Source organism: Mesorhizobium sp. M0833 (genome assembly GCF_040319905.1).
In the GTDB taxonomy this organism is placed as follows: Bacteria; Pseudomonadota; Alphaproteobacteria; order Rhizobiales; family Rhizobiaceae; genus Mesorhizobium.
The window spans coordinates 114,008-139,127 of record NZ_JAMYOQ010000019.1 but is presented as its reverse complement, the minus strand read 5'-3'; the positions used below and the strand labels follow the sequence as shown (position 1 = coordinate 139,127).

General features: G+C 61.6%; 23 protein-coding genes and 1 pseudogene. 14 read left to right on the top strand and 10 right to left on the bottom strand.

The genetic code is table 11. The annotated features are described in order from the left end of the window. On the bottom strand, nt 1-635 hold a 635-nt coding region (gene groEL, locus NKH98_RS21585), incomplete at its 3' end, for a chaperonin GroEL (RefSeq protein ID WP_352901457.1). Nucleotides 636-697: 62 nt separating this feature from the next. Next, on the bottom strand, nt 698-994 hold the full coding sequence (gene groES / locus NKH98_RS21580; RefSeq protein WP_006203049.1) for a co-chaperone GroES: 297 nt from the start codon (nt 992-994) through the stop codon (nt 698-700). Nucleotides 995-1,212: 218 nt separating this feature from the next. On the opposite strand from groES, the gene NKH98_RS21575 reads away from it, so the two are divergent. Next, nucleotides 1,213-2,148 (top strand): bifunctional helix-turn-helix transcriptional regulator/GNAT family N-acetyltransferase, encoded by a 936-nt coding sequence (locus NKH98_RS21575; protein ID WP_352703374.1) that lies wholly within the window; start codon nt 1,213-1,215, stop codon nt 2,146-2,148. A gap of 40 nt (nt 2,149-2,188) precedes the next feature. Here NKH98_RS21575 and NKH98_RS21570 read toward each other — a convergent pair whose 3' ends face one another. Beyond that, nucleotides 2,189-3,577 (bottom strand): FAD-binding oxidoreductase, encoded by a 1,389-nt coding sequence (locus NKH98_RS21570; RefSeq protein WP_352901454.1) that lies wholly within the window; start codon nt 3,575-3,577, stop codon nt 2,189-2,191. 144 nt (nt 3,578-3,721) lie between these two features. Between NKH98_RS21570 and NKH98_RS21565 the strand changes: the two genes are divergently transcribed. From NKH98_RS21565 to NKH98_RS21545, 5 genes are all read left to right on the top strand, one after another. Then, nucleotides 3,722-4,630, top strand: a complete 909-nt coding sequence (locus NKH98_RS21565) for a LysR substrate-binding domain-containing protein (protein ID WP_352703370.1) — start codon at nt 3,722-3,724, stop codon at nt 4,628-4,630. A 156-nt stretch (nt 4,631-4,786) separates the two neighbouring features. Then, nucleotides 4,787-5,266 carry a MarR family winged helix-turn-helix transcriptional regulator gene (locus NKH98_RS21560; protein ID WP_352703393.1) on the top strand — a complete coding sequence of 160 codons (480 nt, stop codon included), beginning with the start codon at nt 4,787-4,789 and terminating at the stop codon, nt 5,264-5,266. Next, a complete protein-coding gene (locus NKH98_RS21555) occupies nt 5,263-6,441 on the top strand; it encodes an HlyD family secretion protein (RefSeq protein WP_352901450.1) in 1,179 nt (392 codons plus the stop codon). Before NKH98_RS21560 ends, NKH98_RS21555 begins: the two co-directional genes overlap by 4 nt. Nucleotides 6,442-6,745: 304 nt before the next feature. Continuing rightward, nucleotides 6,746-8,281 carry a DHA2 family efflux MFS transporter permease subunit gene (locus NKH98_RS21550; protein WP_352881541.1) on the top strand — a complete coding sequence of 512 codons (1,536 nt, stop codon included), beginning with the start codon at nt 6,746-6,748 and terminating at the stop codon, nt 8,279-8,281. A 175-nt stretch (nt 8,282-8,456) separates the two neighbouring features. Next, on the top strand, nt 8,457-11,144 hold the full coding sequence (locus tag NKH98_RS21545; RefSeq protein WP_352901447.1) for an EAL domain-containing protein: 2,688 nt from the start codon (nt 8,457-8,459) through the stop codon (nt 11,142-11,144). Nucleotides 11,145-11,187: 43 nt separating this feature from the next. On the opposite strand, the gene NKH98_RS21540 is transcribed toward NKH98_RS21545, so the two are convergent. Then, a complete protein-coding gene (locus tag NKH98_RS21540) occupies nt 11,188-11,703 on the bottom strand; it encodes a CAP domain-containing protein (protein ID WP_254817418.1) in 516 nt (171 codons plus the stop codon). A 130-nt stretch (nt 11,704-11,833) separates the two neighbouring features. Continuing rightward, the gene (locus tag NKH98_RS21535) at nt 11,834-12,289 is read right to left on the bottom strand and encodes a MarR family winged helix-turn-helix transcriptional regulator (protein ID WP_352703362.1); all 456 of its coding nucleotides are present in this window, start codon (nt 12,287-12,289) and stop codon (nt 11,834-11,836) included. A gap of 62 nt (nt 12,290-12,351) precedes the next feature. On the opposite strand from NKH98_RS21535, the gene NKH98_RS21530 reads away from it, so the two are divergent. Then, a complete protein-coding gene (locus NKH98_RS21530; RefSeq protein WP_352703359.1) occupies nt 12,352-12,801 on the top strand; it encodes an SgcJ/EcaC family oxidoreductase in 450 nt (149 codons plus the stop codon). Nucleotides 12,802-13,079: 278 nt separating this feature from the next. Here NKH98_RS21530 and NKH98_RS21525 read toward each other — a convergent pair whose 3' ends face one another. Next, a complete protein-coding gene (locus tag NKH98_RS21525; RefSeq protein ID WP_352901442.1) occupies nt 13,080-13,445 on the bottom strand; it encodes a winged helix-turn-helix transcriptional regulator in 366 nt (121 codons plus the stop codon). Nucleotides 13,446-13,551: 106 nt separating this feature from the next. Here NKH98_RS21525 and NKH98_RS21520 point away from each other — a divergent pair, with 106 nt between their 5' ends. Together NKH98_RS21520 and NKH98_RS21515 are read left to right on the top strand one after the other, a co-directional pair. After that, nucleotides 13,552-14,256, top strand: a complete 705-nt coding sequence (locus tag NKH98_RS21520; RefSeq protein ID WP_352901439.1) for a glutathione S-transferase family protein — start codon at nt 13,552-13,554, stop codon at nt 14,254-14,256. A gap of 141 nt (nt 14,257-14,397) precedes the next feature. Further along, on the top strand, nt 14,398-15,222 hold the full coding sequence (locus NKH98_RS21515; protein ID WP_352703353.1) for a DUF2189 domain-containing protein: 825 nt from the start codon (nt 14,398-14,400) through the stop codon (nt 15,220-15,222). 6 nt (nt 15,223-15,228) lie between these two features. Here NKH98_RS21515 and NKH98_RS21510 read toward each other — a convergent pair. After that, nucleotides 15,229-15,862, bottom strand: a pseudogene (locus tag NKH98_RS21510) (LysE family translocator). Between the two features lie 228 nt (nt 15,863-16,090). Here NKH98_RS21510 and NKH98_RS21505 point away from each other — a divergent pair. Beyond that, a complete protein-coding gene (locus tag NKH98_RS21505) occupies nt 16,091-16,951 on the top strand; it encodes a TIGR01459 family HAD-type hydrolase (RefSeq protein ID WP_254817424.1) in 861 nt (286 codons plus the stop codon). 9 nt (nt 16,952-16,960) lie between these two features. After that, on the top strand, nt 16,961-17,944 hold the full coding sequence (locus NKH98_RS21500) for a bifunctional riboflavin kinase/FAD synthetase (protein WP_352901434.1): 984 nt from the start codon (nt 16,961-16,963) through the stop codon (nt 17,942-17,944). A gap of 152 nt (nt 17,945-18,096) precedes the next feature. Here NKH98_RS21500 and NKH98_RS21495 read toward each other — a convergent pair whose 3' ends face one another. Beyond that, nucleotides 18,097-18,651, bottom strand: coding sequence for an HdeD family acid-resistance protein (locus NKH98_RS21495; protein ID WP_352479903.1), 555 nt, complete (start codon nt 18,649-18,651; stop codon nt 18,097-18,099). 347 nt (nt 18,652-18,998) lie between these two features. Between NKH98_RS21495 and NKH98_RS21490 the strand changes: the two genes are divergently transcribed. Continuing rightward, the gene (locus NKH98_RS21490; protein WP_352901431.1) at nt 18,999-19,904 is read left to right on the top strand and encodes an alpha/beta hydrolase; all 906 of its coding nucleotides are present in this window, start codon (nt 18,999-19,001) and stop codon (nt 19,902-19,904) included. A gap of 199 nt (nt 19,905-20,103) precedes the next feature. Then, nucleotides 20,104-20,910, top strand: coding sequence for a MipA/OmpV family protein (locus NKH98_RS21485; RefSeq protein WP_502894288.1), 807 nt, complete (start codon nt 20,104-20,106; stop codon nt 20,908-20,910). 16 nt (nt 20,911-20,926) lie between these two features. On the opposite strand, the gene NKH98_RS21480 is transcribed toward NKH98_RS21485, so the two are convergent. After that, nucleotides 20,927-21,361, bottom strand: coding sequence for an RES family NAD+ phosphorylase (locus tag NKH98_RS21480; protein ID WP_254817429.1), 435 nt, complete (start codon nt 21,359-21,361; stop codon nt 20,927-20,929). Between the two features lie 2 nt (nt 21,362-21,363). Further along, on the bottom strand, nt 21,364-21,738 hold the full coding sequence (locus NKH98_RS21475) for an Xre family toxin-antitoxin system antitoxin (RefSeq protein WP_352649683.1): 375 nt from the start codon (nt 21,736-21,738) through the stop codon (nt 21,364-21,366). A 360-nt stretch (nt 21,739-22,098) separates the two neighbouring features. Here NKH98_RS21475 and ileS point away from each other — a divergent pair, with 360 nt between their 5' ends. After that, the gene (gene ileS, locus NKH98_RS21470; protein WP_352901427.1) at nt 22,099-25,089 is read left to right on the top strand and encodes an isoleucine--tRNA ligase; all 2,991 of its coding nucleotides are present in this window, start codon (nt 22,099-22,101) and stop codon (nt 25,087-25,089) included. The last annotated feature ends 31 nt before the right edge of the window (nt 25,090-25,120 follow it).

Sequence of the window (25,120 nt, the reverse complement as noted above, 5' to 3'; positions counted from 1 at the left end):
ACCATCTTCTCGGCATTGGTGACGAAGTAGGGCGAGAGATAGCCGCGGTCGAACTGCATGCCTTCGACGACTTCGAGTTCGGTCTCGGCGGTCTTGGCTTCCTCGACGGTGATGACGCCCTCATTGCCGACCTTCTGCATCGCTTCAGCGATCATCGAACCGACCGAAGCATCGCCATTGCCGGCGATGGTGCCGACCTGGGCAACCTCTTCCGAGGTCTTGATCTTCTTGGCGTTCTTGATCAGCGTCGCGACGACGTCGGCGACGGCGAGGTCGATGCCGCGCTTGAGGTCCATCGGGTTCATGCCGGCGGCAACCGCCTTGTGGCCTTCCTGGACGATCGACTGCGCCAGAACGGTCGCGGTCGTGGTGCCGTCGCCGGCGATGTCGTTGGTCTTCGAAGCAACTTCGCGGACCATCTGCGCGCCCATGTTCTCGAACTTGTCTTCAAGCTCGATTTCCTTGGCGACGGTAACGCCGTCCTTGGTGATGCGCGGTGCGCCGAACGACTTGTCGATGACGACGTTGCGGCCCTTGGGGCCGAGCGTGACCTTCACCGCGTCGGCGAGGATGTTGACGCCGCGCAGCATGCGCTCACGAGCGTCGCGGGAGAATTTTACGTCTTTGGCAGCCATTTTTAGCTCCTGGCAGGGGCTTGGATTAAGCCCGAAGATTTAAATGAGGGTGAGGCCGATATTCAGCCGATGATGCCCATAATGTCGGATTCCTTCATGATCAGAAGGTCTTCGCCATTGAGCTTGACTTCGGTGCCCGACCACTTGCCGAACAGGATGCGGTCGCCGGCCTTGACGTCCAGCGGGACGAGCTTGCCGGCCTCGTCGCGGGCGCCGGAACCGACGGCGATGATCTCGCCTTCCTGCGGCTTTTCCTTAGCCGTATCGGGGATGATGATCCCGCCCGCGGTCTTGGATTCGGATTCGACCCGACGAACGACCACGCGGTCATGAAGCGGGCGGAACTTCGACTTTGCCATTTTTTATTCCTCGATGAGAATGGTGAGAACAGTTCCTCCGTCCGGCGGCGCCGGACATGTGGTTAGCACTCATCTTGGGGGAGTGCTAACGTGGCGCTGAAATAGGCTGGCAACTCGCGCGAGTCAAGGCATCCGGTGAGCATCCTCAGGACAATTGCTTCAAACGGATACTTGACTAAGTCAACTAAATGGCTGATCTTGCCGGACAGGAGGATGCCATGACCATTCATCATCACCCAGGCAAGGAGCGGATCGACGCGGTGCGGGCCTTCAACCGCTTCTACACCCGCCAGATCGGGCTGCTCGACGAAGGGCTGCTGAAAAGCGACTTCTCGCTGACCGAAGCCCGGGTGCTCTATGAGCTGGCGCATCGCGATGGCCTGACCGCCACCGAGCTTGCGCGCGATCTCGGCCTCGATGCCGGTTATCTCAGCCGGCTGCTGAAGAAGTTCGAGGAGCGTGATCTGGTCGAGCGTGCCACGATCGAGGCGGATGCGCGGCGCTCGTCGATCGCGCTGACCAAGGCCGGGCGGCAGGCCTTCGCGCCGCTGAACCAGGGTTCGCACGAACAGGTCGCGGCTTTGCTCGAACGGCTTTCGGCTGCCGAACAGGACAGGCTGGTCAGGGCCATGCAGACGGTGCAGCGTCTGCTGGGCGGAAGTGCCGAGCCCAAAGTTCCCTATATGCTGCGGTCTCTGCAAGTCGGCGACATCGGCTGGATCATCCATCGCCAGGGCCTGCTCTACGCGCAGGAATATGGCTGGGACGAAACCTATGAAGCGCTGGTCGCCGAAATTCTCGGTGCCTTCGTCAAATCCTTTGATCCGAAATGGGAACGCAGCTGGATCGCCGAGCGGGAAGGGGAGGTCGTCGGCTCGGTCTTCGTCGTGCGCCAGTCGGACGCGGTGGCGAAGTTGCGCCTGCTCTATGTCGAGCCTTCGGCGCGCGGTCTCGGCATCGGCAGGCGGTTGGTCGAGGAATGCATCGGCTTTGCTCGAACCAAGGGTTACAGAACACTGACGCTGTGGACCAACGACGTCCTCACCTCGGCGCGCCGCATCTACGAGGCGGCCGGGTTCAAGCTGACCGACGAGGAGCGCCACCATTCCTTCGGCAAGGATCTGGTCGGCCAGAACTGGAATTTGGAGTTATAGCAGCGCCGCAGAATTTCGAGCATCGGCCTGCGGCGGTCGCTCAGGTCGCGGGCTTAATGTTTTGGTTCAAGCGAAAGAGATTGGTGGGGTCATACTTGTTTTTTAGCGCGGCCAGCCTCGGATAATTCTCGCCGTAAGCCGCCAGAACCCGATCAATGCCCTCTTCGCCGAGATTATTGGCGTAGACGCCGCCGGTCGAGAACGGTCTCATTGCATCCCACAGGTCACGCGCCCATCGGATGTGCGTTTCGTCGTCAGACGGATTGTCCCAGATCGATATCGGGAAGCAATCGTAAAGAGCATCTCGGTTGGCATAGGGCGTTCCGTCCATCGGTACTCGCGAGATGGCGCCGCCAACCTGCTGCAGGACCAGAAGCGATTCGCTGGGTGCAGTCATGTAAGCCGCAAGCATGGCATCGATCGCCTGATCTGTGATTTCGCGCATGAACTGCGCCTTCCAGTAGTAGCGCCGCCCGCGCGGAAAGAGGCTATCCCCGGCCGATTGAATTCGAAGATAGGGGACAGGAGCAATCTGGCACTCAACCGGCGTGCCATATTCTCTCAGAGGTTGAATGATTTGCTGGCCCTCGTCGAGTGGGCCGATGTAGCACGCCGATATGCTGAAGAAGCGTTCGCCCGAGGGCGCCGTCACAAGTGCTGCATCCAGGCTCAGCTCATCCGGGGCGCCGCTCGAGAACGCATGATAGAACCGCATCGCATCGCGTGCCTCTTCGTAGCGGTATAGCATCGATCCCGCGATGAGGAGCGGACCCACGGGATGGAGCTTGTATTCGAAGGTCGTGACTATTCCGAAATTGCCGCCGCCGCCCCGGATGCCCCAGAACAAATCTGCATATTCGGCCGCGTTTGCCGTGAGCAACCGGCCGTCCGCCGTCACGATTTCGACAGCGACAAGGTTGTCGCAGCTCAGTCCATGTTTGCGGCCAAGCTTGCCGAACCCCCCGCCGAGTGTCAGTCCGGCTATGCCGGTATCCGCGTTGACACCCATGGTCGTCGCAAGACCATGGACCTGAGTGGCTGCGTCGAACTCGCCCAGGTTCACGCCGGCTTCTGCGCGCGCAACACGGCGGATCGGGTCGACTTCGATCCGCTTCATGCGGGACACATCGATCACCACGCCGCCGTCGCATACCGAACTGCCGGCGACGTTATGGCCACCGGCGCGGATGGCGACGAGGAAGCCTTGCGATCGGGCGAAGTTGACCGCCGTGACGACATCGCTGGATTCGGCGCAATAGAACACAGCCGCCGGCCTCTTATCGACCATGCCATTCCAAACTCTGCGCGCCTGGTCATAGCTAGGGTCGTCCGGAAGGATCAGATCGCCGCGAATCGCCTGCCTGAGCCGCGCGATATCTGACGCCTGCAACGTCGGCTCGGAACCATCCATAAGCTTGAACATGCTCATCGACCCTTCGTGATCCGGCACGGTTGGACAGGCCGCTTTCGTTCACCGACATGTGTCGGATCATAATGATCTCATGCGGCGCCATTCGCTGCAAAATCGAATATCTCAGTCGCTGGATGAGCTAAATTCATCTAAACTGCGTGGATGAGAAAACTTCCGCCGCTCGGATCGCTTCGCGCCTTCGAAGCCGCTGCCAGGCTGATGAGCTTCAGGAAGGCCGCGACGGAACTCGGAGTGACGCCAACGGCCATCAGCCACCAGATTCGATTGCTGGAGGAGGTCTGTGGGCAACTGCTGTTCCGGCGGCGCCCACGACCGCTCGTGCTCACAGGCGTGGGCGAACGGCTGTTCCCGGTAATTTGCAGCGGCTTCGACGCTTTCGCTGCGGCAATAGCATCAGCCTCGGCCGGTGTTGGCCAACGCCCGTTGCGCGTGACGAGCCCAAATGCATTTGCCAGCCGATGGCTGGTTCCGCGCCTGTCGAAGTGGCGCGAACAGCATCCGAACATTCCATTGGAGATCATCGGGACAGACGCCGTTCTGGACCTGCAAGCCGGTGACGCCGACGTTGCTATCCGCTATGCGCGCAGGATGCCGCGGGACGTTCCCGCGCAGGAAATTTTTCGGGACGCATTCTTTCCGGTATGCAGCCCGGATCTGTTCGCAGGAGGCGACCGACAGATCGAGCGCGCCGCCGATCTGCTGCAATACCCGCTCATCCATTTCAATTGGACGAACCGCGACCCGGAAGCGCCGACCTGGCAGCGATGGCTGGCGATCGCACGCTCGATCGATCCCAGCATCCCCAATGCGAACCGGGCATGGGACTTGAGTTTCCGCGAAGAGCTGCACGCGATTGACGCGGTAGCGGCAGGCCAAGGCATCGCTATCTGCAGCGATGTGGTCGTCAGTGGCGAACTCGAGGCTGGCAGGCTGGTCAAGGCACATGATCTCTCTCTGCCAGGCTATGGCTATTACCTTGCCGGCGTAGCCAATCACCCCCGACAAGCGCATGTCGAAGCCTTTTCCGCCTGGATGAGATCGATAGTCTGAGCATCTGAACGCCGATCTTCCGCATGCTCGTCACAAGCGCCCGGCGTAATAAATCGCTAACCACGATCGCCCTGCACTGACTGCAATGCACATTTGTCACCCTCTGGCACAATCGGGCTCCTTGAATTATGAGCACGCTTATTATATATGTCGCTCATGGTTTCCGACGGCATCGACAGATTAGGCTTTTTGATCCACGACGTGCAGCGCCTGATGCGCAAGCGCTTCGAGGCGCGCGCTAGTGGTTTCGGCCTTTCTTCGGCGCAATGGCGGCTTCTGGTACGTGTCGCCAAGGAGGCGGGTGTCGCGCAGGCGCGGCTTGCCGAACTTCTCGAAATCGAACCGATCAGCGTCTCGCGTCTTGTCGATCGCATGGAGGAGGGCGGCTGGATCGAGCGCCGTCCCGACGCAACCGACAGGCGAGTGCGCATGATTTTCCCGACCGCTAAGGCGAACGCGGCCTACGCCCACGTCAAGAGCCTTGCCGGCGAGGTTTACGAGGAATCGCTCGTTGGCGTTTCACCGGAAGATCGCCGCGTCCTGGTCAAGGCGCTGGAGATAATGGTGCAGAATCTTGCAGATGGTGAGACGCCGCCCTCTGAAAAAGTGAAGAATACGGAAGGCGCAGCAACATGAACGCGGTAGCCAAACTAGATGAGAATGCGGCCAAGTTGGAGATGGAAGCTCCCGCCAAGCCGGCGGCAGCTCCGGTAACGGTCGCTCCGCAGGTAGCTCCGGCGCCGGTGGTGCCGAAGAAGAAGCGCCGTGCCGGCCGCTTCCTTTTGATGTTTGTGCTGCCCGCTGCGTTGATCGCCGGCGGCAGCTATGTCTGGGTGACCGGCGGCCGCTATCAGGAGACCGAGAACGCCAATCTGCAGCAGGCCAAGGTGTCGATAGCCGCCGATACGGCGGGCCGCATCGTTCAGGTCGACATTTTCGACAACCAGTCTGTCAAGCAGGGCGACGTGTTGTTCGCCATCGATCCCGAGCCCTATCGGATCGCGTTGGCCCAGGCCGACGCGGCGGTGGCCGGTGCGCGGCTCAATGTCGAGCAACTGCGTGCGGCCTATAGCCAGGCGCTGGCGCAGGAGAAGTCCGACGAAAGCCAAGTCCAGTACGCGCAGTCGCAATATGACCGCGCCGCCGACCTTGCCCAGAAGGGCATCAACGCCAAGTCGTCGCTGGACGAAGCCAAGAACGACCTCGACAAGGCCAAGCAGCAGCTGGCCGTAGCCCAGCAGGGGATCGTCAGCGCCAAGGCGGCACTTGGCGGCAATCCCGACATCGAAACCGACAAGCATCCGACAGTAATGGCGGCGCTCGCCGCACGCGACAAGGCGGCCTACGATCTGGTCCAGACCAAGGTCAAGGCGCCTGCCGACGGCATCATCAGCCAGGCCGCTTCGTTCAAGGTTGGCCAGTATGTCGGTTCGGGCACGCCGCTGTTTTCGCTGGTCGAGACCGGCGACACCTGGGTCGACGCCAATTTCAAGGAAACCCAGCTCACCAACATGAAGCCAGGCCAGAAGGCCGAAATCGTGGTCGATACCTATCCCGGCAAGACCTTCGAAGCCACCGTCAAGGCGATCGGCGCCGGCACCGGGGCCGAGTTCTCGCTGCTGCCTGCGCAGAACGCCACCGGCAACTGGGTCAAGGTCACGCAGCGCATTCCGGTCCGCCTGGAATTGGCCGATGCCGACGCCAAGGCGGCGCTGCGCACCGGCATGAGCGCTACGGTCACGGTGGACACCGGCGTTTCCCGCGGGCTGCCGAGCATTTTCCGCGGCGCCACGGCGGGCGAGGCCAAGTAAGGAGGCCGAACAGCGGCCGCATAGCAAACGGCGAAATGGATGCAGGATTGGTCCGAAGGAGGCGCAGGAAAAGTTGAATGCGTAAACGGGCTGCGCTGTAGCCTGCCTGAGCAAACAACTCCGCGCAGGGTCTTCGGTCCTCAGGTTTCCGGGCGGCAGGCGCCCGCTTGTCGAGACGCTCAGTTGATGTAACCCCCACATCGATGCTCGCGTCCCACCGCGATGAGGGTCTCTCTACAGCGAGGGCCTCGCCGTCCGGAAACCCAATGTACACGTTTTTGTTACCTGCTGGAAGTTTTACGTCATGAGCAGCCCAGAACCCTTTCGCGAAGTACCGCACCGCGGCCTGATTACAGTCGCGCTCATGCTTGCGACGATCATGCAGGCGCTCGACACGACGATCGCCAACGTTGCGCTGCCGACCATGACCGGCGATCTCGGCGCCTCCCCCGACAACATCAACTGGGTGCTGACCTCCTACATCGTTGCCGCGGCGATCATGACGCCGGTGACCGGCTGGCTTGCCGACCGCTTCGGTCGCAAGGAGTTGTTCCTGACGGCCGTGGTCGGCTTCACCGTCTTCTCCATGCTGTGCGGCATCGCCTGGAGCCTGGAGACCATCGTTTTGTTCCGGCTCATGCAAGGCGTGTTCGGCGCCGCCATCGTGCCGCTGTCGCAGACCTTCCTGCTTGACATCAACCCTAGGGAACGCCACGGCCAAGCCATGGCCATCTGGGGCGCCGGCATCATGCTGGGACCGATCCTTGGCCCGACGCTGGGTGGCTGGCTGACCGAGAATTTCAACTGGCGCTGGGTGTTCTTCATCAACCTGCCGGTCGGCATCATCGCCTTCCTCGGCATGGCGGCGTATCTTCCCAGCGTTGCCCGGCGGGTGCGTAGCTTCGATTTCTTCGGCTTCACCATGCTCTCGCTCGGTGTCGGCGCGCTGCAGCTGATGCTCGATCGCGGCGGCGAGGTCGACTGGTTTTCCTCGATCGAGATATGGATCGAGCTCGGTCTTTCCATCACCGGCTTCTGGGTGTTCACCATTCACACATTGACGGCGGAGCACCCCTTTATCGACCCGAAGATCTTCCTCGATCGCAATTTCGTCACCGGGCTGGCGTTCATCTTTGTCATGGGCGTGCTCATCTTGGCGAGCATGTCGCTGCTGCCGCCAATGCTGTCGACCATCTTCGGCTATCCGACCCTCACCATCGGCATTGTCCTGGGGCCGCGTGGTGTCGGCACGATGATCGCGATGCTGTTCGTCGGGCGGATCATGCACAGGATCGATGCCAGGATCCTCGTCGTCATCGGCTTCCTGCTAACCGCGCAGTCGCTCTACACGATGTCCAGCTTCTCGCCGCAGATGGACGACTGGCTGATCCTCAGTTCCGGCGTCATCCAGGGCCTGGGAATGGGCATGGTGTTCGTGCCGCTGTCGACCGTAGCCTTCGCCACGCTTGACGCACGCTTCCGTACCGATGCCACGGCGTTGTTCAGCCTGGTGCGCAATCTTGGCTCGTCGATCGGCGTGTCGGTGGTGACGGTTCTGCTGGTACGCAACACGCAGATCAATCATGCCGAGCTTTCGGCCTACATCAATCCGTTCAATCCCAACCTCTGGGCGGCATCGCCGGCAGCGGCGGGCGGCGATGCGACGGCGCTGTCACTGATGGATCGCATGGTCAATGTCCAGGCGATGATGATCTCCTACGTCAATGACTTCAAGCTGCTGATGATGATGACACTGCTTGCCGTCCCGTTTGTTTTCCTGCTGCGCAAGCCAAAGGCCGCACCGCCCGCCGGTGGGGCGCCTGCCGCGCATATGGACTAAGCCTCAGGGCTTACGGCAACCGCGACCGGCACGAGGCTTCCGTTGGCTGTCCCGGTCGCGTCGGCGTTGAGCTGGGTTCACCTGCCATTAGTATATCCGGACCAATATGCACTCGCTTTTGGGTTGAAGGCGAGCCTCCATTGCTTGCCTCAAGCATCAGCGGGAGGAATTGTGTTTGGCCACGAAATCATCCAGGCAAACCGCCGAAGCGCCCGAGTCCGCCAATCTGACGACGCTGGCAAAACTGGCGACCACCTCGTACGAAGTCCTCGAGCGCGAACTTCGCTCCACGATTGCGGCGCTTCAGGACCAGGCATTGCGGTTCCAGACCGCGATAGAGAACATCTCGCAAGGCATCTGTTTCTTTGACGCCGATGAACGGCTGATCCTGTGCAACCGACGCTACGCGGAAATCTATCGCCTTGCACCGGAGCAATTGCAGCCGGGTGTGGCGCTGCGCGAAATCGTCGAGCGGCGCGTCGCTGTCGGGACCTCGGCAATGAATGCGGACGCCTATCTGGGGTTGGCCCGGGCGGTCAATTCGGGCACGGCTTCGGGGAACTGGACAGCTGAGCTCGCCGATGGCCGGACAATTCAGGTCTGCCATCAACCAATGCCTGACGGCGGCTGGGTGGCCACGCACGAGGACATCAGCGAGCTCAGCGCCAATCGCTTGGTCGTTGACGAGCGTATCTCCTTGCAGATGCTGATCGACCTGGTGCCTGACTACATGTGGGTGAAGGACACCGAGAGCCGCTTCGTCGTCGCGAACCGAGCCATTGCGTCCGACAGCGGTCGGGACAGTACGAGCGACATGATCGGTCTGAGCGACTTCGACCTTCATGCGCCGGAACTTGCGCAGAAATTTCGCTTCATCGAGCAGCAACTGATGCGCGACGGACAACCGATGATCGACGAGGAAGAGTTCGTCATCGATGCGTCAGGCACCGGCAAATGGTTCCTGTCGACGAAACTGCCGTTGCGCAACGTTCAAAACAACATTTTCGGCCTCGTCGGCATTGCCCGCGACATCACTGCGCGCAAGCAGGCCGAAATCCTGCGCGACGGGCAGGCGCATATCCTCGAGATGATCGCAAAGAGCGCTCCCCTCGAAGATGTGCTCGAGCGGCTCATGCGTCTGGTCGAATCCCAACTGGCGGGGATATTCGGTTCGGTCTTGCTGCTCGACAAGGATGGCAGCCACTTGCGTCACGCCGCCGCGCCCAGCCTGGCGAGAGACTACACCGACGCCGTCGACGGCGCCGCGGTCGGCCCCGGAGCAGGGTCTTGCGGAACCGCAGTCTATCGGCGCGAGCCGGTGATCGTCGCTGACATCATGCGCGATCCGCTTTGGCAGGATTATCGCGAACTCGCGCGGCCGCACGGTTTGCGTTCATGCTGGTCGACCCCGATCCTGTCGCATCAGGGCGCCGTGCTTGGCGTCTTTGCGATGTATTCGATGACGGTGCGCGAACCGACCGAGGCCGAGACTCGCCTCATCGATTTCACCACGCGCATCGCCGGGATCGCCATCGAACGCAAACAGGCCGAAGACCGGATCCACTTCATGGCCAACCATGACGTGCTGACCGGGCTTCCCAATCGCGCCTTGTTGGAGGATCGGCTTTCACAGGCGGTCTTGTACGCCCAGCGATACGATCGCTGGGTGACGGTGGTGTTCATCGATCTGGACAATTTCAAATTCGTCAACGACACGCTCGGCCACAATGCCGGCGACGAGCTTCTGAAGACCGTCGCTAGTCGCATGGTCGACTGCGTAAGGGCGACCGATACCGTCGTGCGGCTTGGCGGTGACGAATTTGTCATCGTGCTGTTCGACCAGCCGGCGAACGTTGATCTCGTTTCCGAGACGTTGCAAAAGCTCAGGGCTGCACTCGCCGAGCCGGTTCGGCTCGGAGCACATCTGGTGCGGGCGACGGCCAGCATCGGCATTGCCAATTATCCCAAGGATGGAACGGATCCCGATACGCTGCTGGCAAATGCCGATGCGGCCATGTATCGCGCCAAGGAGTTCGGCCGCGACAATTTCCAGTTTTACGCTCCCGAGTTCAACACCAGGGCGCATGAAAAATTCGTGCTTCAGGAAGAGTTGCGAAACGCCTTGGCGCGTTCGGAATTCACGCTGCTCTACCAGCCGCAGGTGGACCTTCGGTCAGGTCGGATTTTTGCGGTCGAGGCGCTGATACGCTGGAACCATCCAACGCTTGGCACGGTAATGCCGACGATGTTCATCCCGACCGCCGAGGAGACAGGTCTGATCGTACCGATCGGCGACTGGGTTCTGCATGAGGCGTGCCGGCAGAACAGAGCCTGGCAAGACGCTGGACTGCCGCCCTTGACCGTTTGCGTGAATGTGTCGGCGCGGCAATTCAGGGAGCGCAACCTGATCGATCGCATCGTCAGCGCGCTGAAGGACAGCCGCCTGGAGGCTAGGTATCTCGAGCTGGAGGTGACCGAGAGCCTTATCATGCAGGATATCGAGCTGGCGGTCGCCACCATGAACGCCCTGCAAAGCCTGGGTGTCCAGATCTCGATCGATGATTTCGGCACCGGCTATTCCAGCCTCAGCGCTCTCAAGACCTTTCCCGTGGCGCGGCTGAAGATCGACAAGTCCTTCATCAAGGATCTCGCCGCCGACGAGAACGATCAGGCTGTGGCCAGCGCGGTGATTTCATTGGGGCAAAATCTCAACCTGAGGGTCATCGCCGAGGGCGTTGAGACAGATGATCAGGTCGCTTTCCTGCGCAGGAACAATTGCGACGAAATGCAGGGCTATCATTTCAGCAGGCCGGTTTGCGCGCAGGACATCGAGGAATTGCTCGGCGGCGGCCGCAAAGGCTGACGGATCGGTCGCCAGCAGGCTTCCGCCGACCAAATGGCGGAAGTTATCTGCCGAGCACAAGGCACCAGTAGCGAAGCGTGCTGTCGCGGCCGTCGCGCACGTAAGCGAGACCGAAGCGGGTGAAGCGCGGGTCGAGCATGTTGCGGCGGTGGCCTGGCGAATGCACCCAGATGTCAAACAGCTTCTGTTGGTCGAAGCGGCCTTCGGCGATGTTTTCGGCGGCAGCGCCGGCAATGCCATTGTCTTTGACGCGCGAGGCAAAGTCCTTGCCCCAGCCGGTGGTGTGGTTCATTCGGCGGCCGCGCGCCATATAGCCGGCCTGCTGCAGCGCTGCCTGCTCGAGCTGCGCATCGGGGACAAGCGGCCCGAGACCCGCCGAAGCGCGGATGCCGGCCAGCGTGCCAGCGGCGGAGGCAGAGACACCGGCGGCTTCGCCAGTGGGCAGCACGGTGGCGCAGGCGACGAGCCCGGCAAGAGCGCCAAGGCCGGCAGCTCTGAGCAGCACGCGCCTGCTTAGGCTTGGTTGGGCCCCATAATTTTCGATTTTCATAACGGTCATGCCCGCCTGACATAAGCGCGATCATGGCTTTTGCCGGGCAGGGCGGTGAAAATGCGTGATGATGGTTTCCGGCTCGATACCAGTCGGGCATTCACGGACAGACAGTTTCTTTTGCCCCATCTCTGCGGCTTCACGAGCGCTGACGAGGTATCCTCGGTTGCAAATTTTCTCTGGGGGATATCGCTTGCAGTGACGACCGCAGCGATTCGTACGCCTGAGCACCAAGCAGCCTCCGGTATTGGTCTTCGAGACGCTGATTGAAATCGTGGACGATCCGGATCACCGCAAGCGCCGCGTCAGTTGCAACGATTAATTTGGCCCGTCGGTCGTTCGGATCATGCGAGCGCCGAACATAACCGAGGCGCTCCAGTTCATCGATCAACTCACCCATCGATGCTTTGCCAATGCCCGCACGCTCCGCGAGGACGCTGGGTCGGGTTCCCTCCGCGTCGATGTTGGCGAATACAGCGCCGTGTTTGGGCTTGATTGCCGAATGGCCGCTCTCCCGGAGAACCTGGACCAAAGCGCTCGCCGACGATTGATAAGCATAGAGAAGCAGAGACTGCGTGTATGGCTGATTATCCATCTTTCCAAACTTATATGGTACCCATATAGTATGGCAACCGAACTATATGACAGGAGGTCAGTATGGCTATCGGCAACGTCCGCACTGAAGGGGTGGAAAGTGTCGCGCACAGGCTGATCGACGCTTGGAATCGTCACGATGCTCGCGCCTTTGCCGCCGTATTCGCGGCAGATGCCGAATTTACCAACGTCTTCGGTATGCAGGCGACTGGACGTGACAAGATCGAGCAGTTCCATGCCCCAATTTTTGAGAAGATGTTCAAGCACAGCCACCTATCCGCCGAAAGCGTGCGGAACAGGCTTGTTCGCCCGGATGTTGCCACGCTCGACCTGCGGTGGTCCATGACTGGCGCGCTCGATCCGATGGGAAACGAATGGCCGCCTCGGCACGGATTAATCAGCGTAGTGGCGACGCGGGATCATGATGAATGGTTGATTGCAACGATGCACAATATGGAACTTGGGGACGATCAAATGGCAAAGTCTCAGGAGAAACTTCAAGAGGATAAGTAGGCTCTTCATTCACGTCAGAATCGAAAGCGACAGCCATCCAGCATGGTCAGCCGATCTGATCGGGCAATGAGATCGAACGGCGGGTCAGGTGAATCGGGATTGGCGAGCCATGCTACAGGAGTTGGTGCTGGATGGCCCGCGCCTTGCCCGGTTTGGCCGGCCACAATGGCGCGCCCCATAAGCCGGCCGCTTGGTCTTGCGGCATCTAATGTATGAACGGCTTGGCGCGCGCTGGGCTCTCGCCGGCAGTTCTTTGCGGCGCGGTGATCGCCGGTCGGCTATTCCGCCGCCACGAGTTTGGTTTCCGGCGTCGATGAAACCCGGCCGGCCCGATCGTCTTCGGTATGTTCCCACCAGTCGCCCAGGGCGTCGATAAGCGGCACAAGCTTGAGGCCGGGCTCCGTGAGGTCGTAATCCACACGGAGTGGATAGCCGGCATGCGCCGTTCGCCGCACGATCCCGGCTTCCTCCAGCTTGCGCAGTTTCAGCGCCAGGATGCGGTGCGACACTGCCGGGTTGTCACGTCTCAAATCGCTGAAGCGCTTGGTACCATCCTTGAGATAATAGAGCAGCAAGGTGGGCCAACGACCGCTGAGCACACGCATGGTCTCCTCGATCGGGCAGCGTGAGACGACATCTTTCATGGCGGGGACCTGGTTACAGAATAGTGCCTAATTTACATGGGGCGACCAGCGTTTAGGGTCAAGTTTCGCTGCGCAGCGTGACCCCTAACATGGAAGAGACAAAGAAATGGAACCTATTCTCCTTTACGGCTTCCCGCTGGGAAGTTCGATGCGGCTTGTCGCTGCTTTTGAACGCCTCGGACAACCCTATCGCCTGTGTCGTGTCGACATGCTCACTGAGATGAAGAACGAGGCCTATGCCAGCATCAACGGCCGTCAGGAAACGCCGGTGTTGATCACGGAGGAGGGCAGGGTGCTCACCGAGACCATGGCGATTGCCGCCTGGCTCGAAGCCCGCGATACGCAACGCCGTATCAGCTTCGATCCTCGCTCGCCGGAGGCCGACCGGATGCACCAGCTGGTCGCCTTCATAAACACCGGCTTCACCGCCGCCTTCACCCCGCTCTGGGCGGCATATGAAATGGAGTCGGCCGAACCGGTGCTGCTGGCGACCTTGCGTGATTTCGGCCGCAAGGTCGTTACCAACCGCCATAACCAGCTTGAGGCGATGATCCTCGACACGGATTTCCTGATCGGCGAGCGGCTGACGCTTGCCGACACCACGTTGATCGGCGTGGCGCGCTGGGCGGAGTTCCACCAGGCGGTCGACGGCGCCGCTTACCCAAAGTTGGCGGCGCTACGCCGCCGCATCGAAGCCGATCCGGCCGTGCAATACGCGCTCGCTGTCGAGGCTGGCGAAAAGCCCGCCGGGTCAGGCGCTTGCTTCGGTCACTTGCCGCTGGCCGAGGTGATCGATCGCTTCGCGGCGTAACTGTTCGCTCAGCGCCCGGCGCCCTGGCGCCGGGCGCTGGCGACAAGCACGCCCAGATCGGCTATCATGTCACCGTTCTTGAAGTGGCAGCTGCGGGCGGCCATCCTGGCGGTGACCGCCCCGACACACGGGAGAAAGGTTATGGCCGGCTTTCATGTCATGGCTGATGCACGTGGAATGCATGTACAGCCCACGGTGCGCCGCATCAGCACCGAGGATCTGATCGATGCGCTCCGTCTCGGCGTCGAGGATTTCTGGGCCAAGCCGTCGCATTATGTGTTCCTGTGCCTGATCTATCCGGTGGTCGGCCTGATCCTGACCCAGTGGACCTCGGGCTCGAACGCCATCCAGCTCATCTATCCGCTGATGTCCGGCTTCGCTTTGGTTGGTCCGTTCGCGGCTATCGGCCTTTACGAAATCAGCCGCCGGCGCGAGTTCGGCATGGATACATCCTGGTGGCATGCGCTCGACGTGCGCCACTCGCCGGCGCTCCCCGCGATTGCAGTCATCGGTATCATGCTGCTGGTACTGTTCCTGCTCTGGCTGTTCACCGCGCAGTCGATCTACACCAGCCTGTACGGCAATCAGCCTCCGGCCTCTATTGCCGGCTTTATTCGCGAGGTGCTGACGACCAGCAAGGGCTGGACGCTGATCCTGCTCGGCAACCTGGCCGGGTTCGCCTTCGCCGCGATCGTGCTGGCGACGACCGTCGTCGCCTTTCCGCTGCTGCTCGACCGCGATGTCGGCGCGGTCTCGGCAGTCGAGACGTCGGCGCGCGCCGTTCTGACAAACCCGCTGCAGATGGCGCTGTGGGGCCTGACGGTCGCCGTGCTCCTGGTCATCGGCTCGATCCCGCTATTTGCCGGGCTTGCCGTCGTCATGCCCATCCTTGGCCACGCGACCTGGCATCTTTATCGCAGGGTGGTCGAACCGGAGCGGGCGGAGCAGGTCAGGCGGCCGATGTAGGACCGATCAGCGTTGCGCGTCGGTTGCCATCTTGACGGCCAGCGCGGTCAGCACCGTGCCCATCATCCAGCGCTGGATCACCATCCATAAGGGCCGCCCGGCGAGGAAAACGGCGATCGAGCCGGCCGTCACCGCGATGATGGCGTTGACGGTCAGGCTGATCGCGACTTGCGTGGCACCGAGCATCAGAAGCTGCGACAGCACGTGGGCCCTTGCCAGGGCTGATGAATTGCGGCAGCAGCGACAGATAGAGCACTGCCACCTTCGGGTTGAGCAGGTTGGTCATCAGGCCCATGGCGAACAGCTTGCGTGGCCTGTCTTTCGGCAGTTCGCGGATATGGAAGGGCGAGCGCCCGCCGGGCTTCACCGCTTGCCAGGCGAGCCACAGCAAATAGAGTGCGCCGGCAAGGCGCAGCACGTCATAGGCGAACGGCACGGCAAGCAGCAGCGCGGTGATGCCGAACGCCGCCGACAGCACATAGAACAAGAAACCGAGCGCCACGCCGCCCAGCGAGATGAGCCCGGCCTTCGGCCCCTGCGACAGCGAGCGCGAGATCAGATAAATCATGTTCGGGCCGGGCGTCAGCACCATGCCGAGGCAGACCAGCGCGAAGGCAAGGTGGTTGGCGGGTTCAGGCAAGAGCGCATCTCCGGATGGGGACACTCACCACATGCTTCCATCATCCGCAAGGGCATGAGGGCAGGAGCCTTTGCGCCAGCGCCGGGCCGCCTGCCTTAGTTCCCGGACGACAATCTTGCGGACACAATGAAAGCTGGTGACAGGGCGAAGCGCTTCGGTTAATCCGGGCCGGCCGCTACGGACCGTCGGTCGCGGCGCTTGCAAGCATCATGGTACAGGGACAACGGCATGGCGGATTCGCCCGACATCATCGGTTCGCTCGCAGACTTGTCGGGAGCCTATTCAGCCATACTGTGCGACGTCTGGGGCGTGGTGCATAATGGCGAATGGCATTTCCCGGCGGCGGCTGCCGCGCTGATCGCTGCTCGCGCGGCGAGAATACCTGTCGTGCTGATCACCAATTCGCCGCGCCGCAGCGCCGACGTGGTGGCGCAGATGAACGCCATCGGCGTTCCTCCCGCTGCCTACGACCGTGTCGTAACGTCCGGCGACGTTACCCGCGATCTGATCGCCGAAGGGCCGCGAAAGATCTTCCATATAGGCGCCGATCGGGATTTCACGCTCTATGAGGGCCTCGACGTCGAGCTCGTCGAGGAGTTCGAAGCATCCGGCGTGGTCTGCACCGGCCTGTTCGACGACGAGGTGGAGAAGCCGGAAGATTATGCCGATCTTCTGCGGCGGCTGCGTGCCAGGAACCTGCCCTTCATCTGCGCCAATCCCGACATCGTCGTCGAGCGCGGCGAACGGATGATCTGGTGCGCAGGCGCTTTGGCCCGCGAATACGCACAGCTTGGCGGACGCACGCTGATCGCCGGCAAACCCTACGCGCCGGTCTATGACGTCGCCATGAAGGAGGTCGCCGTCATTCTCGGCCGCCCGGTCGAGCGTTCACAAGTTCTGGCCATCGGCGACGGCATGATGACCGATATCAAGGGCGCGGCCGACAATGGCTTCGACGTGCTCTACGTATCGGGCGGCATCCATGCCCGCGATTACGGTGAGACGCTGCAGCCGGATCCGGCCAGGCTCGCGGCCTTTCTGGAAAAATACGGCTACAGGCCGGTCGCGGTGATTCCCAGACTGCAATAGGTTCAAGCCATGACGGTAATGTTCGAACGCATTTCCGCAACCGCACCGCTGCCGGCTCATCTGCGCGGCGGCGTAGTGGCTATCGGTAATTTCGACGGCGTCCACCGCGGCCACCAGGCGGTGCTCGAACGCGCGCGTGCCGAAGCGGAGCGTCGCGGCGTACCCGCCCTGGTGCTGACCTTCGTACCGCATCCGCGAAAGGTTTTCAGGCCGGACATGCCGTTGTTCGTGCTGACGCCGCCGCCGATGAAGGCGCGGCTGTTGTCGCATCTGGGCTTTGCGGCGCTGGTCGAGCAGCCGTTCACACGCGAGTTCGCCTCCTTGTCGGCGGAGGCTTTCGTCACCGGCGTGCTCGAGCGCAACCTCGGCATAAGCCACGCCGTCACCGGCTTCGATTTCCATTTCGGCAAGGACCGCCAGGGCGGTCCGGCCTATCTGATGGCTGCCGGCGAGCGCCACGGCTTCGGCGTCACGCTGGTCGATGCGTTTCGCGACGAAAGCGCCGAGGTGGTGTCGTCGAGCCGCATACGCACGCTGCTGTGCGAGGGCAATGTGGCCGAGGCCGCCGGCTTGCTCGGCTACCGTTTCACCGTCGAGGCGGAGGTGATCGGCGGCCAGCAGCTCGGCCGGACACTCGGCTTTCCGACCGCAAACATGAGGCTTTCGCCGGAAGCCACCCTCAAGGAAGGGATTTATGCCGTCCGCTTCCGCCGCGCCGACGGTTCCCTTCATGATGGCGTCGCCAGCTTCGGCCGCCGGCCGACGGTCGACGACAATGGCGCGCCATTGCTGGAGACCTTCGTCTTCGACTTTTCCGGCGACCTCTATGGCGAGATTTGTGCCGTGTCCTTCTTCGGCTACCTGCGCTCGGAGGTGAAGTTCGACGGGCTTGACGCGCTGGTCGCCCAGATGAAGCGTGACGAGGCCGAGGCCAAGGCACTGCTCGCCGGCGTCAGGCCGCTTTCCGGGCTGGACCGCGCGATCGCGTTTTGACAACCCGCGCCGTCGTCGTCCGCGTCGCTTCGCTCCTGCTTCGCCCTGGGATGACGAAGCTAAGATTTTCAGCCAATCTCGAAGGTATGCGATAGAAATGAACGACGAGCATTACCTGTCGGCATCCTGCAATCCGCCAGGTCGATCACAATTTATCTCTTCAGCGCCAGGCCGACGGCAATGAAGGTCCAGCCTTGGAAAATCAGGTCGACGGCTAGGAACAGGCCGAGCACCCACACGCTGTTGACCGGCCAGCCCATGGCGATGACCAGTCCCGCCAGCGCGCTGATGACGCCGGCCGTGACCACCCAGCCCCAGCCCGGCTGCGGCCGGTGGCTGTAGCCGACCCAGGCCCGGAGCACGCCTGAGGCAAGCAGCGCGACCGCCAGGAGGAATGTCAGCACCGCCGAGGCCAGCAGTGGATTGTAGAAGGCGAAGAACCCGGCGACGGCGTAGAGAAGGCCGCTGAGCAGCCAATAGAAGAAGCGGCCCCATGTCTTCACGCCGAACGCATGAATGATCTCGATGACGCCGGCCATCAGCATCAGCCAGCCGACGACATAAACCGAGGCGACGGTTGCGATGAACAGATTGCCGAAAGCAATGCCGCCGAAGATGAGCAGCAGCACCCCGAGCGCGACGAACCATCCCCACTTCGCCCGCGTCTGGCCAATGGCGTCTTTCATGGCATCGCTGTGCACGGTCATTGCCCTTCTCCGTCAAGGTTGCCTAGCTTCTTTGTTCCGAAAGGTAGCGCCGATCGCCTTGCCCGTCCAGCGAGCAGGCTGTGAGCGCCACACTCCCGAGCGATCCGCTTGCCAGACCTTCGCTTTTGATCCGAAGCGGCCAAATACCAGATGGAATATTCGATCGTGTGCAGGGGTGGGCCAGTGCTAAAAGATGACAAGCGGGTTTACGGGCGACCCGTCGTCCCGTGTATTCGCCATGGCGCAAGTGTAACGAAAAATTCCCAGCGCTGGCATTGGCCCTTTATCGATGACGTGCAGCTGCTGCTGTATACCGTTTTCTACGCTTGATGAGGCTGGGAAGCAAAATGAGCGATATGGACGAACACCGCGATCTGCTGGAGATCAACGCCGTCTGCAGGCTGTTGACGTCAAAACCACGAACGGTCCGCTGGGACGAACGCCGGGCACGGCTCGACGAAGTCGGTTCGGTCTGGCCGGTCGCGGAGGACGTCCGATGCGAGCATGTGGTTTTCGATGGCCTCGAGGGAGAGTGGTCTCTGGCGCCTGGCAGTGACAGGGATAAGATTCTGCTCTTTTTCCACGGTGGCGGCTACTGCTCCGGCTCTCTTAAAAGTCATCGTCGAATGGTGACCGAGGCAGGTCGGGCAATGAGAATGCGCACCCTAGCGATCGCCTATCGACGCGCGCCGGAACATCCTTTCCCTGCGCAACATGAAGACGCACTCACCGCATGGCGCTTTCTGAGGCGGCAGGGCATTGCGCCGGATCGCACCGTGGTTGGGGGAGACAGTGCGGGCGGCAACCTCACCCTGTGCCTTGTCAGTATATTGCGCACGGCAGGCGAGCGGTTGCCGCGATGTCTTTGGCTGTGTTCGCCCTGGACGGACCTTTCGATGTCCGGCGCGACACTATCAACAAAGGACGCAATCGACCCTATCATCCACCGGGCGTATTTGGGGGAACTGGCAACCGCCTATGTTCCCAATGGCGTTGGTCGGCGCGATCCGCTGATCTCGCCTTTGTTCGCCGATCTGAGCGGATTTCCCCCAATGCTTATACAAGTCGGTTCGGCCGAGACGCTGTTGTCGGACGCAACTCGGCTCGCGGAAGCCGCTGGCGCGGCTGACGTCAAAGTACGTCTCGAAATTTGGCCGCATATGATTCACGCTTGGCCGGTTTGGAATGCGGGGCTGGGTGCCGGTCGGCGCGCTCTTCACAGCGCGGGCATGTTTGCCCGCGAATATTTATAACCCCTGCCGAAGCAGCTGCTGGCGCATTCCAAACGTCTTGATCTGGAATCTTGGTGCGGCAGTACAATTCGCTGCAATGCGGAAAACAGCCCGGCCAACGCTGCCAAGGTTACGGACATTAAGTCAAATTTTACCGAACTGGCGCCATGGCTTGGATGAAGGCTGATAGTGTTCGTCAACGCGTTCGACGTATGGAGTAATGATGCGGTCTGTCCCGACGGTCTTGGCCGCATTCATGCTCGGCACCTGCGGCGTTGCCAAGGCAGGCGAGGGCACCTTCGGCTGGATGTCCGGAGACTGGTACCTGACGGTCGGCGCCACCGGCATGGTTGCCCCGAATTTCGAAGGCGGCAAAAAGTACCTGCTCAGCGCCTCGCCGATCATCTCGCTCGGCAAGGCTGGTCCCGCGGCGCGCTTCACCTCGCGCAACGACAATATCTCGTTGGCATTGATCGACGATGGCGGCGTCCGCGCCGGCCTGACAGGCAAGTTCCTGTTTTCCCGCGACGGTGGTGATGCCGACGAGTTGAAGGGTCTCGACCCGGTGCGCTGGGGCGGCGAGGCCGGCGGCTTCTTCGAATTCTATCCTTTGGATTGGCTGCGTGCCCGCGCCGAATTGCGGCATGGCATTCGCGCCCATAACGGCTTTGTCGCCGACATTGCCGCCGACGCCTTTTACGATGTGACGCCCGATGTCAGGATTTCGGGCGGGCCGCGCGTTTCATTCGCCTCATCGGACTATTTCGACGCCTATTACGGCGTTGATGCCGAGGAGTCCCTAGCCTCGGGGCTCAGCGAATATCATCCCGGTGGCGGGGTGAAGTCGGCGGGCCTGGGCGGCGCGGTGACCTGGAAGGTGACCGAGCCGATGACGGCCAGTCTGTTCGGCGAATATTCCCGCCTGATGGGCCCAGCCGGCGATTCCAGCCTGGTCAAGGAGCGCGGCGATCGCAACCAGTTCACGATCGGCGTGTCGACAACCTACCGCTTCGATTTCTCGATGTGAGCGGGCGGGCGTCGGCTCATTTGATCAAACGGCTGTCGAACGGATAATGGTATAGGCCCGCAATCGTAATGCGTGACGCATCGTCATGGGTCGGGTTGAGCAGATAGTTGTTTGCCTTGCGCATTATGATCGAAGGGATTTTCATGAGCGCGTAACGATTGGCCGAGAGAAAGTCCGTGCCCTGTCGCCGTGTCGATTCCATGTCCTTGTCCCAGCCGTCATGGATAACCGGTTCGGTCATTTCTATTCCGTCCGGAACGTCGATTTCGATAAGCTGGTAGGTTTCCGGAACGGTTTCGCGCGTCGCATGCACCAGTATCTCCAGCAGTGCCGTCGAAGGGTGGTCGGTGCAATAGACGATGGGCATCCCGCGCCTGTTCCATCTTCCATCAACGAGCGTTCCGCCACGACCCGAGAGATCCGCGAAATTGGAGATGCGCCAGATGCGCATCGTCAGGCAAGCATGCCAAAGTCGATACGGATAAGCTCGTCGGAAACGACGTGGGCGCCGGTCTCTGTCTCAAGGAGATCGATCGGCCTTGCACCATCCAATGCTATGATCTCGCTTCTCAGCCAACGCTGGGCTTTCTCATGGCTACCGAATACCCGATCCGCCTGCTCGGCGATGCGTTCAAGGCGCAGGGCGCGGTCGGATTCAGCTGGCGAAAGCGGCTCGGCATGTTCCTTGCGACGCGCCAGCGTGCGGCGGGGGGCAACGATACGATAGAGTTCTTCGCTACTGAAACCCAGACTGCGCAGATGATCGATCTTGTCTGTAGGGACGGAAAAGTCGTGTGTTGCGCGAATTGCCCTTGCTGCGACCGACATGAATTGTTTCCTTGGTACTGCAGGCCATTTGCCTACAAATGTATGCGCAATTGGCACCTAACGCAAGGAAGCATCAGAGTTCGGGCTTTTCAATATCGCCTGTCTCGGTTAAAAGCCCAGCCATGACGAGCTTTTCGCGCCTTCTCGCGACTGCGATACGAATTACAGGCCCGGTGTTCCGGGCGGCTTGACCGCCGCCGGAGCCGCCGGGAATCTTGCGCGCGGCCTCTCGCGCTTTTTCCAGATCATCAACGCATATCGCCCAAAAGTGGGTCCGGTTTTGGGAAGACGATATGTGTCAAAGCGAAGAACTTCAACGCCCGGGCTCTTTTGCCGCCGGAAAACGCATATGGCAGACGAATGACTGATACCGAGACCGCCGAGACGATCGACTATTCCAAAACGCTCTACCTGCCGCAGACGGATTTTCCGATGCGCGCCGGTTTGCCGGAAAAGGAACCGCTGCTGGTCAAGCGCTGGCACGATATGGACCTTTACCGCAAGTTGCGCGAAGACGCTGCCGGCCGCGAAAAATACGTGCTGCACGACGGCCCGCCCTATGCCAATGGCAACATCCATATCGGCCATGCGCTGAACAAGATCCTCAAGGACGTCATCACCCGCTCATTCCAGATGCGCGGCTATGACTCGAACTATGTACCCGGTTGGGATTGCCACGGCCTGCCGATTGAATGGAAGATCGAAGAGCAGTACCGCGCCAAGGGCAAGAACAAGGACGAGGTGCCGGTCAACGAGTTCCGGCAGGAATGCCGCGAGTTTGCGGCGCACTGGATCAAGGTGCAGGGTTCCGAATTCCAGCGGCTTGGCGTCGTCGGCGACTTCGACAATCCCTATACGACGATGGCTTTCCACGCCGAGGCGCGCATCGCCGGCGAGCTGCTGAAATTCGCCATGTCCGGCCAGCTCTATCGCGGCTCCAAGCCGGTGATGTGGAGCGTCGTCGAGCGCACCGCGCTGGCCGAGGCGGAGGTCGAATACCAGGACTATGAGTCGGACACGATCTGGGCGAAGTTTCCGGTCGTCAGCCTCGCTCGCCAGGTCATCAGCATCGAGGATGGGCAGCCAGCCTTGGATCCCAAGCTGACGCAGACGTCGCTCGATCTGCTTGATGCCAGCGTCGTCATCTGGACGACGACGCCGTGGACAATCCCCGGCAACCGCGCCGTCAACTACTCGCCGCGCATCAACTATGGTCTCTACGAGGTCACCGCGGCCGAGAACGCCTTTGGTCCCCAGCCCGGCGAAAAGCTGATCTTTGCCGAGAAACTTGCAGACGACGCTGCCGCGAAGGCCAAGGTCACCCTGAATCGGCTTCGCAACGTTGGCGCCGAAGAGCTTGAAAATCTTACGCTTTCGCATCCCCTCAAAAGTCTGGGTGGCGGCTACGATTTCCCCGTGCCCATGCTCGCCGGCGATCATGTCACCGACGATGCCGGCACCGGATTCGTCCACACCGCGCCGGGACACGGCCGGGAAGACTTCGACGCCTGGATGGATGCCGCCTCTGATCTTCGCCAGCGCGGCATCGACACTGCGATCCCCTTCACGGTCGACGATGCCGGCTTCTTCACCAAGGACGCGCCGGGCTTCGGCCCGCACCGCGAGGGTGGAGCGGCGCGCGTCATCGACGACAATGGCAAGAAGGGCAACGCCAACCAGGCTGTCATCGACGAGCTGATCAAGCGCAACGCGCTGTTCGCGCGCGGCCGCCTGAAGCACTCCTATCCGCATTCCTGGCGCTCGAAGAAGCCGATCATCTTCCGCAACACGCCCCAATGGTTCGTCTATATGGACAAGGAGCTTGGCGACGGCACGACGCTGCGCGGCCGCGCGCTGAAAGCCATCGACGATACCCGCTTCGTGCCCGCCGCCGGCCAGAACCGCATCCGCGCCATGATCGAGGAGCGCCCCGACTGGGTGCTGTCGCGCCAGCGCGCCTGGGGCGTGCCGATCGCCGTCTTTGCCGATGCCGACGGCAACGTGCTGCGCGACGAGGCAGTCAACCAGCGCATCATGGACGCCTTCGAGAAGGAAGGCGCCGACGCCTGGTTCGCCGCCGGCGCCAAGGAGCGGTTCCTCGGCAATCACGATGCCTCGAGATGGCAGCAGGTCATGGACATCCTCGATGTCTGGTTCGATTCAGGCTCGACGCATGCCTTCACGCTTGAGGACCGGCCCGACCTGAAATGGCCGGCCGACCTCTATCTCGAAGGCTCCGATCAGCATCGCGGCTGGTTCCACTCGTCGCTGCTCGAAAGCTGCGGCACCAGGGGCAGGGCGCCCTATGACACCGTCGTCACCCATGGCTTCACCATGGATGAGGAGGGGCGGAAAATGTCGAAGTCGCTCGGCAACACCGTCGTGCCGCAGGACGTCATCAAGCAGTCCGGCGCCGACATCTTGCGGCTGTGGGTGGTGACGACCGATTATTGGGAAGACCAGCGGCTCGGCAAGAACGTGCTGCAGACCAATATCGACGCCTACCGCAAGCTGCGCAACACCATCCGCTGGATGCTGGGCACGCTCTCCCATGACGACGGTGAGGAGGTGCCGCTGGACAAGATGCCGGAGCTGGAGCGGCTGATGCTGCACCGGCTCGCCGAACTCGATGAAGTCGTACGCTCGGGCTACGACGCGTTCGAATTCAAGCGCATCACCCGCGCGCTGCTCGACTTCATGGTGGTAGAGCTGTCGGCCTTCTATTTCGACGTCCGCAAGGACGCGCTTTACTGCGAAGCGCCTTCCAGCGTGAAGCGCAAGGCTTCTGTGCAGGTGGTGCGCCATCTCTTCGACTGCCTGGTGAAATGGCTGGCGCCGATGCTGCCCTTCACTATGGAAGAGGCTTGGCTCGACCGTCACCCGGATGCCGTCTCGGTGCATCTCGACCAGTTCCCGAAAATCCCGGCGGACTGGAAGGACGAGGCGCTGGCGGAGAAGTGGCGCAAGGTGCGGCAGGTCCGCCGTGTCGTCACCGGCGCGTTGGAGATCGCCCGCGCGCAGAAGGTCATCGGCTCTTCGCTGGAAGCCGTGCCGGTCATCACCCTCGACGATGCCGCGCTCGAAGCGGCGATCGCTGATGTCGATATGGCCGAGATGGCGATCACCAGCGGTCTGGTAATCGTGCACGGCAAGGCGCCGGCGGGCAGCTTTACCCTCGACGACGTCAAGGGCGTCGCCGTGGTCGTCGAGAAGGCGGAGGACCGTGGCCTGGTGAAGTGCGCGCGCTCCTGGCGCTACACCGCCGATGTCGGCTCAGATCCGGAATTCCCGGATGTTTCGGCCCGTGACGCCGCTGTCCTGCATGAACTCAAGGCTTTGAGCCGCCTCTAAGGCGGTGCACAAATGCCACGGCGGGCGGCCG

Coding starts and splice junctions, on each gene's coding strand:
- NKH98_RS21565 (WP_352703370.1), top strand. CDS start 3,722: ATGAGAAAACTTCCGCCGCTCGGATCGCTTCGCGCCTTCGAAGCCGCT.
- NKH98_RS21555 (WP_352901450.1), top strand. CDS start 5,263: ATGAACGCGGTAGCCAAACTAGATGAGAATGCGGCCAAGTTGGAGATG.
- NKH98_RS21520 (WP_352901439.1), top strand. CDS start 13,552: ATGGAACCTATTCTCCTTTACGGCTTCCCGCTGGGAAGTTCGATGCGG.
- NKH98_RS21495 (WP_352479903.1), bottom strand. CDS start 18,651: ATGACCGTGCACAGCGATGCCATGAAAGACGCCATTGGCCAGACGCGG.
- NKH98_RS21560 (WP_352703393.1), top strand. CDS start 4,787: ATGGTTTCCGACGGCATCGACAGATTAGGCTTTTTGATCCACGACGTG.
- NKH98_RS21530 (WP_352703359.1), top strand. CDS start 12,352: ATGGCTATCGGCAACGTCCGCACTGAAGGGGTGGAAAGTGTCGCGCAC.
- NKH98_RS21505 (WP_254817424.1), top strand. CDS start 16,091: ATGGCGGATTCGCCCGACATCATCGGTTCGCTCGCAGACTTGTCGGGA.
- NKH98_RS21525 (WP_352901442.1), bottom strand. CDS start 13,445: ATGAAAGATGTCGTCTCACGCTGCCCGATCGAGGAGACCATGCGTGTG.
- NKH98_RS21575 (WP_352703374.1), top strand. CDS start 1,213: ATGACCATTCATCATCACCCAGGCAAGGAGCGGATCGACGCGGTGCGG.
- NKH98_RS21490 (WP_352901431.1), top strand. CDS start 18,999: ATGAGCGATATGGACGAACACCGCGATCTGCTGGAGATCAACGCCGTC.
- ileS (WP_352901427.1), top strand. CDS start 22,099: ATGACTGATACCGAGACCGCCGAGACGATCGACTATTCCAAAACGCTC.
- NKH98_RS21515 (WP_352703353.1), top strand. CDS start 14,398: ATGGCCGGCTTTCATGTCATGGCTGATGCACGTGGAATGCATGTACAG.
- NKH98_RS21540 (WP_254817418.1), bottom strand. CDS start 11,703: ATGACCGTTATGAAAATCGAAAATTATGGGGCCCAACCAAGCCTAAGC.
- NKH98_RS21480 (WP_254817429.1), bottom strand. CDS start 21,361: ATGCGCATCTGGCGCATCTCCAATTTCGCGGATCTCTCGGGTCGTGGC.
- NKH98_RS21550 (WP_352881541.1), top strand. CDS start 6,746: ATGAGCAGCCCAGAACCCTTTCGCGAAGTACCGCACCGCGGCCTGATT.
- NKH98_RS21475 (WP_352649683.1), bottom strand. CDS start 21,738: ATGTCGGTCGCAGCAAGGGCAATTCGCGCAACACACGACTTTTCCGTC.
- NKH98_RS21570 (WP_352901454.1), bottom strand. CDS start 3,577: ATGAGCATGTTCAAGCTTATGGATGGTTCCGAGCCGACGTTGCAGGCG.
- NKH98_RS21500 (WP_352901434.1), top strand. CDS start 16,961: ATGACGGTAATGTTCGAACGCATTTCCGCAACCGCACCGCTGCCGGCT.
- groES (WP_006203049.1), bottom strand. CDS start 994: ATGGCAAAGTCGAAGTTCCGCCCGCTTCATGACCGCGTGGTCGTTCGT.
- NKH98_RS21485 (WP_502894288.1), top strand. CDS start 20,104: ATGATGCGGTCTGTCCCGACGGTCTTGGCCGCATTCATGCTCGGCACC.
- NKH98_RS21535 (WP_352703362.1), bottom strand. CDS start 12,289: ATGGATAATCAGCCATACACGCAGTCTCTGCTTCTCTATGCTTATCAA.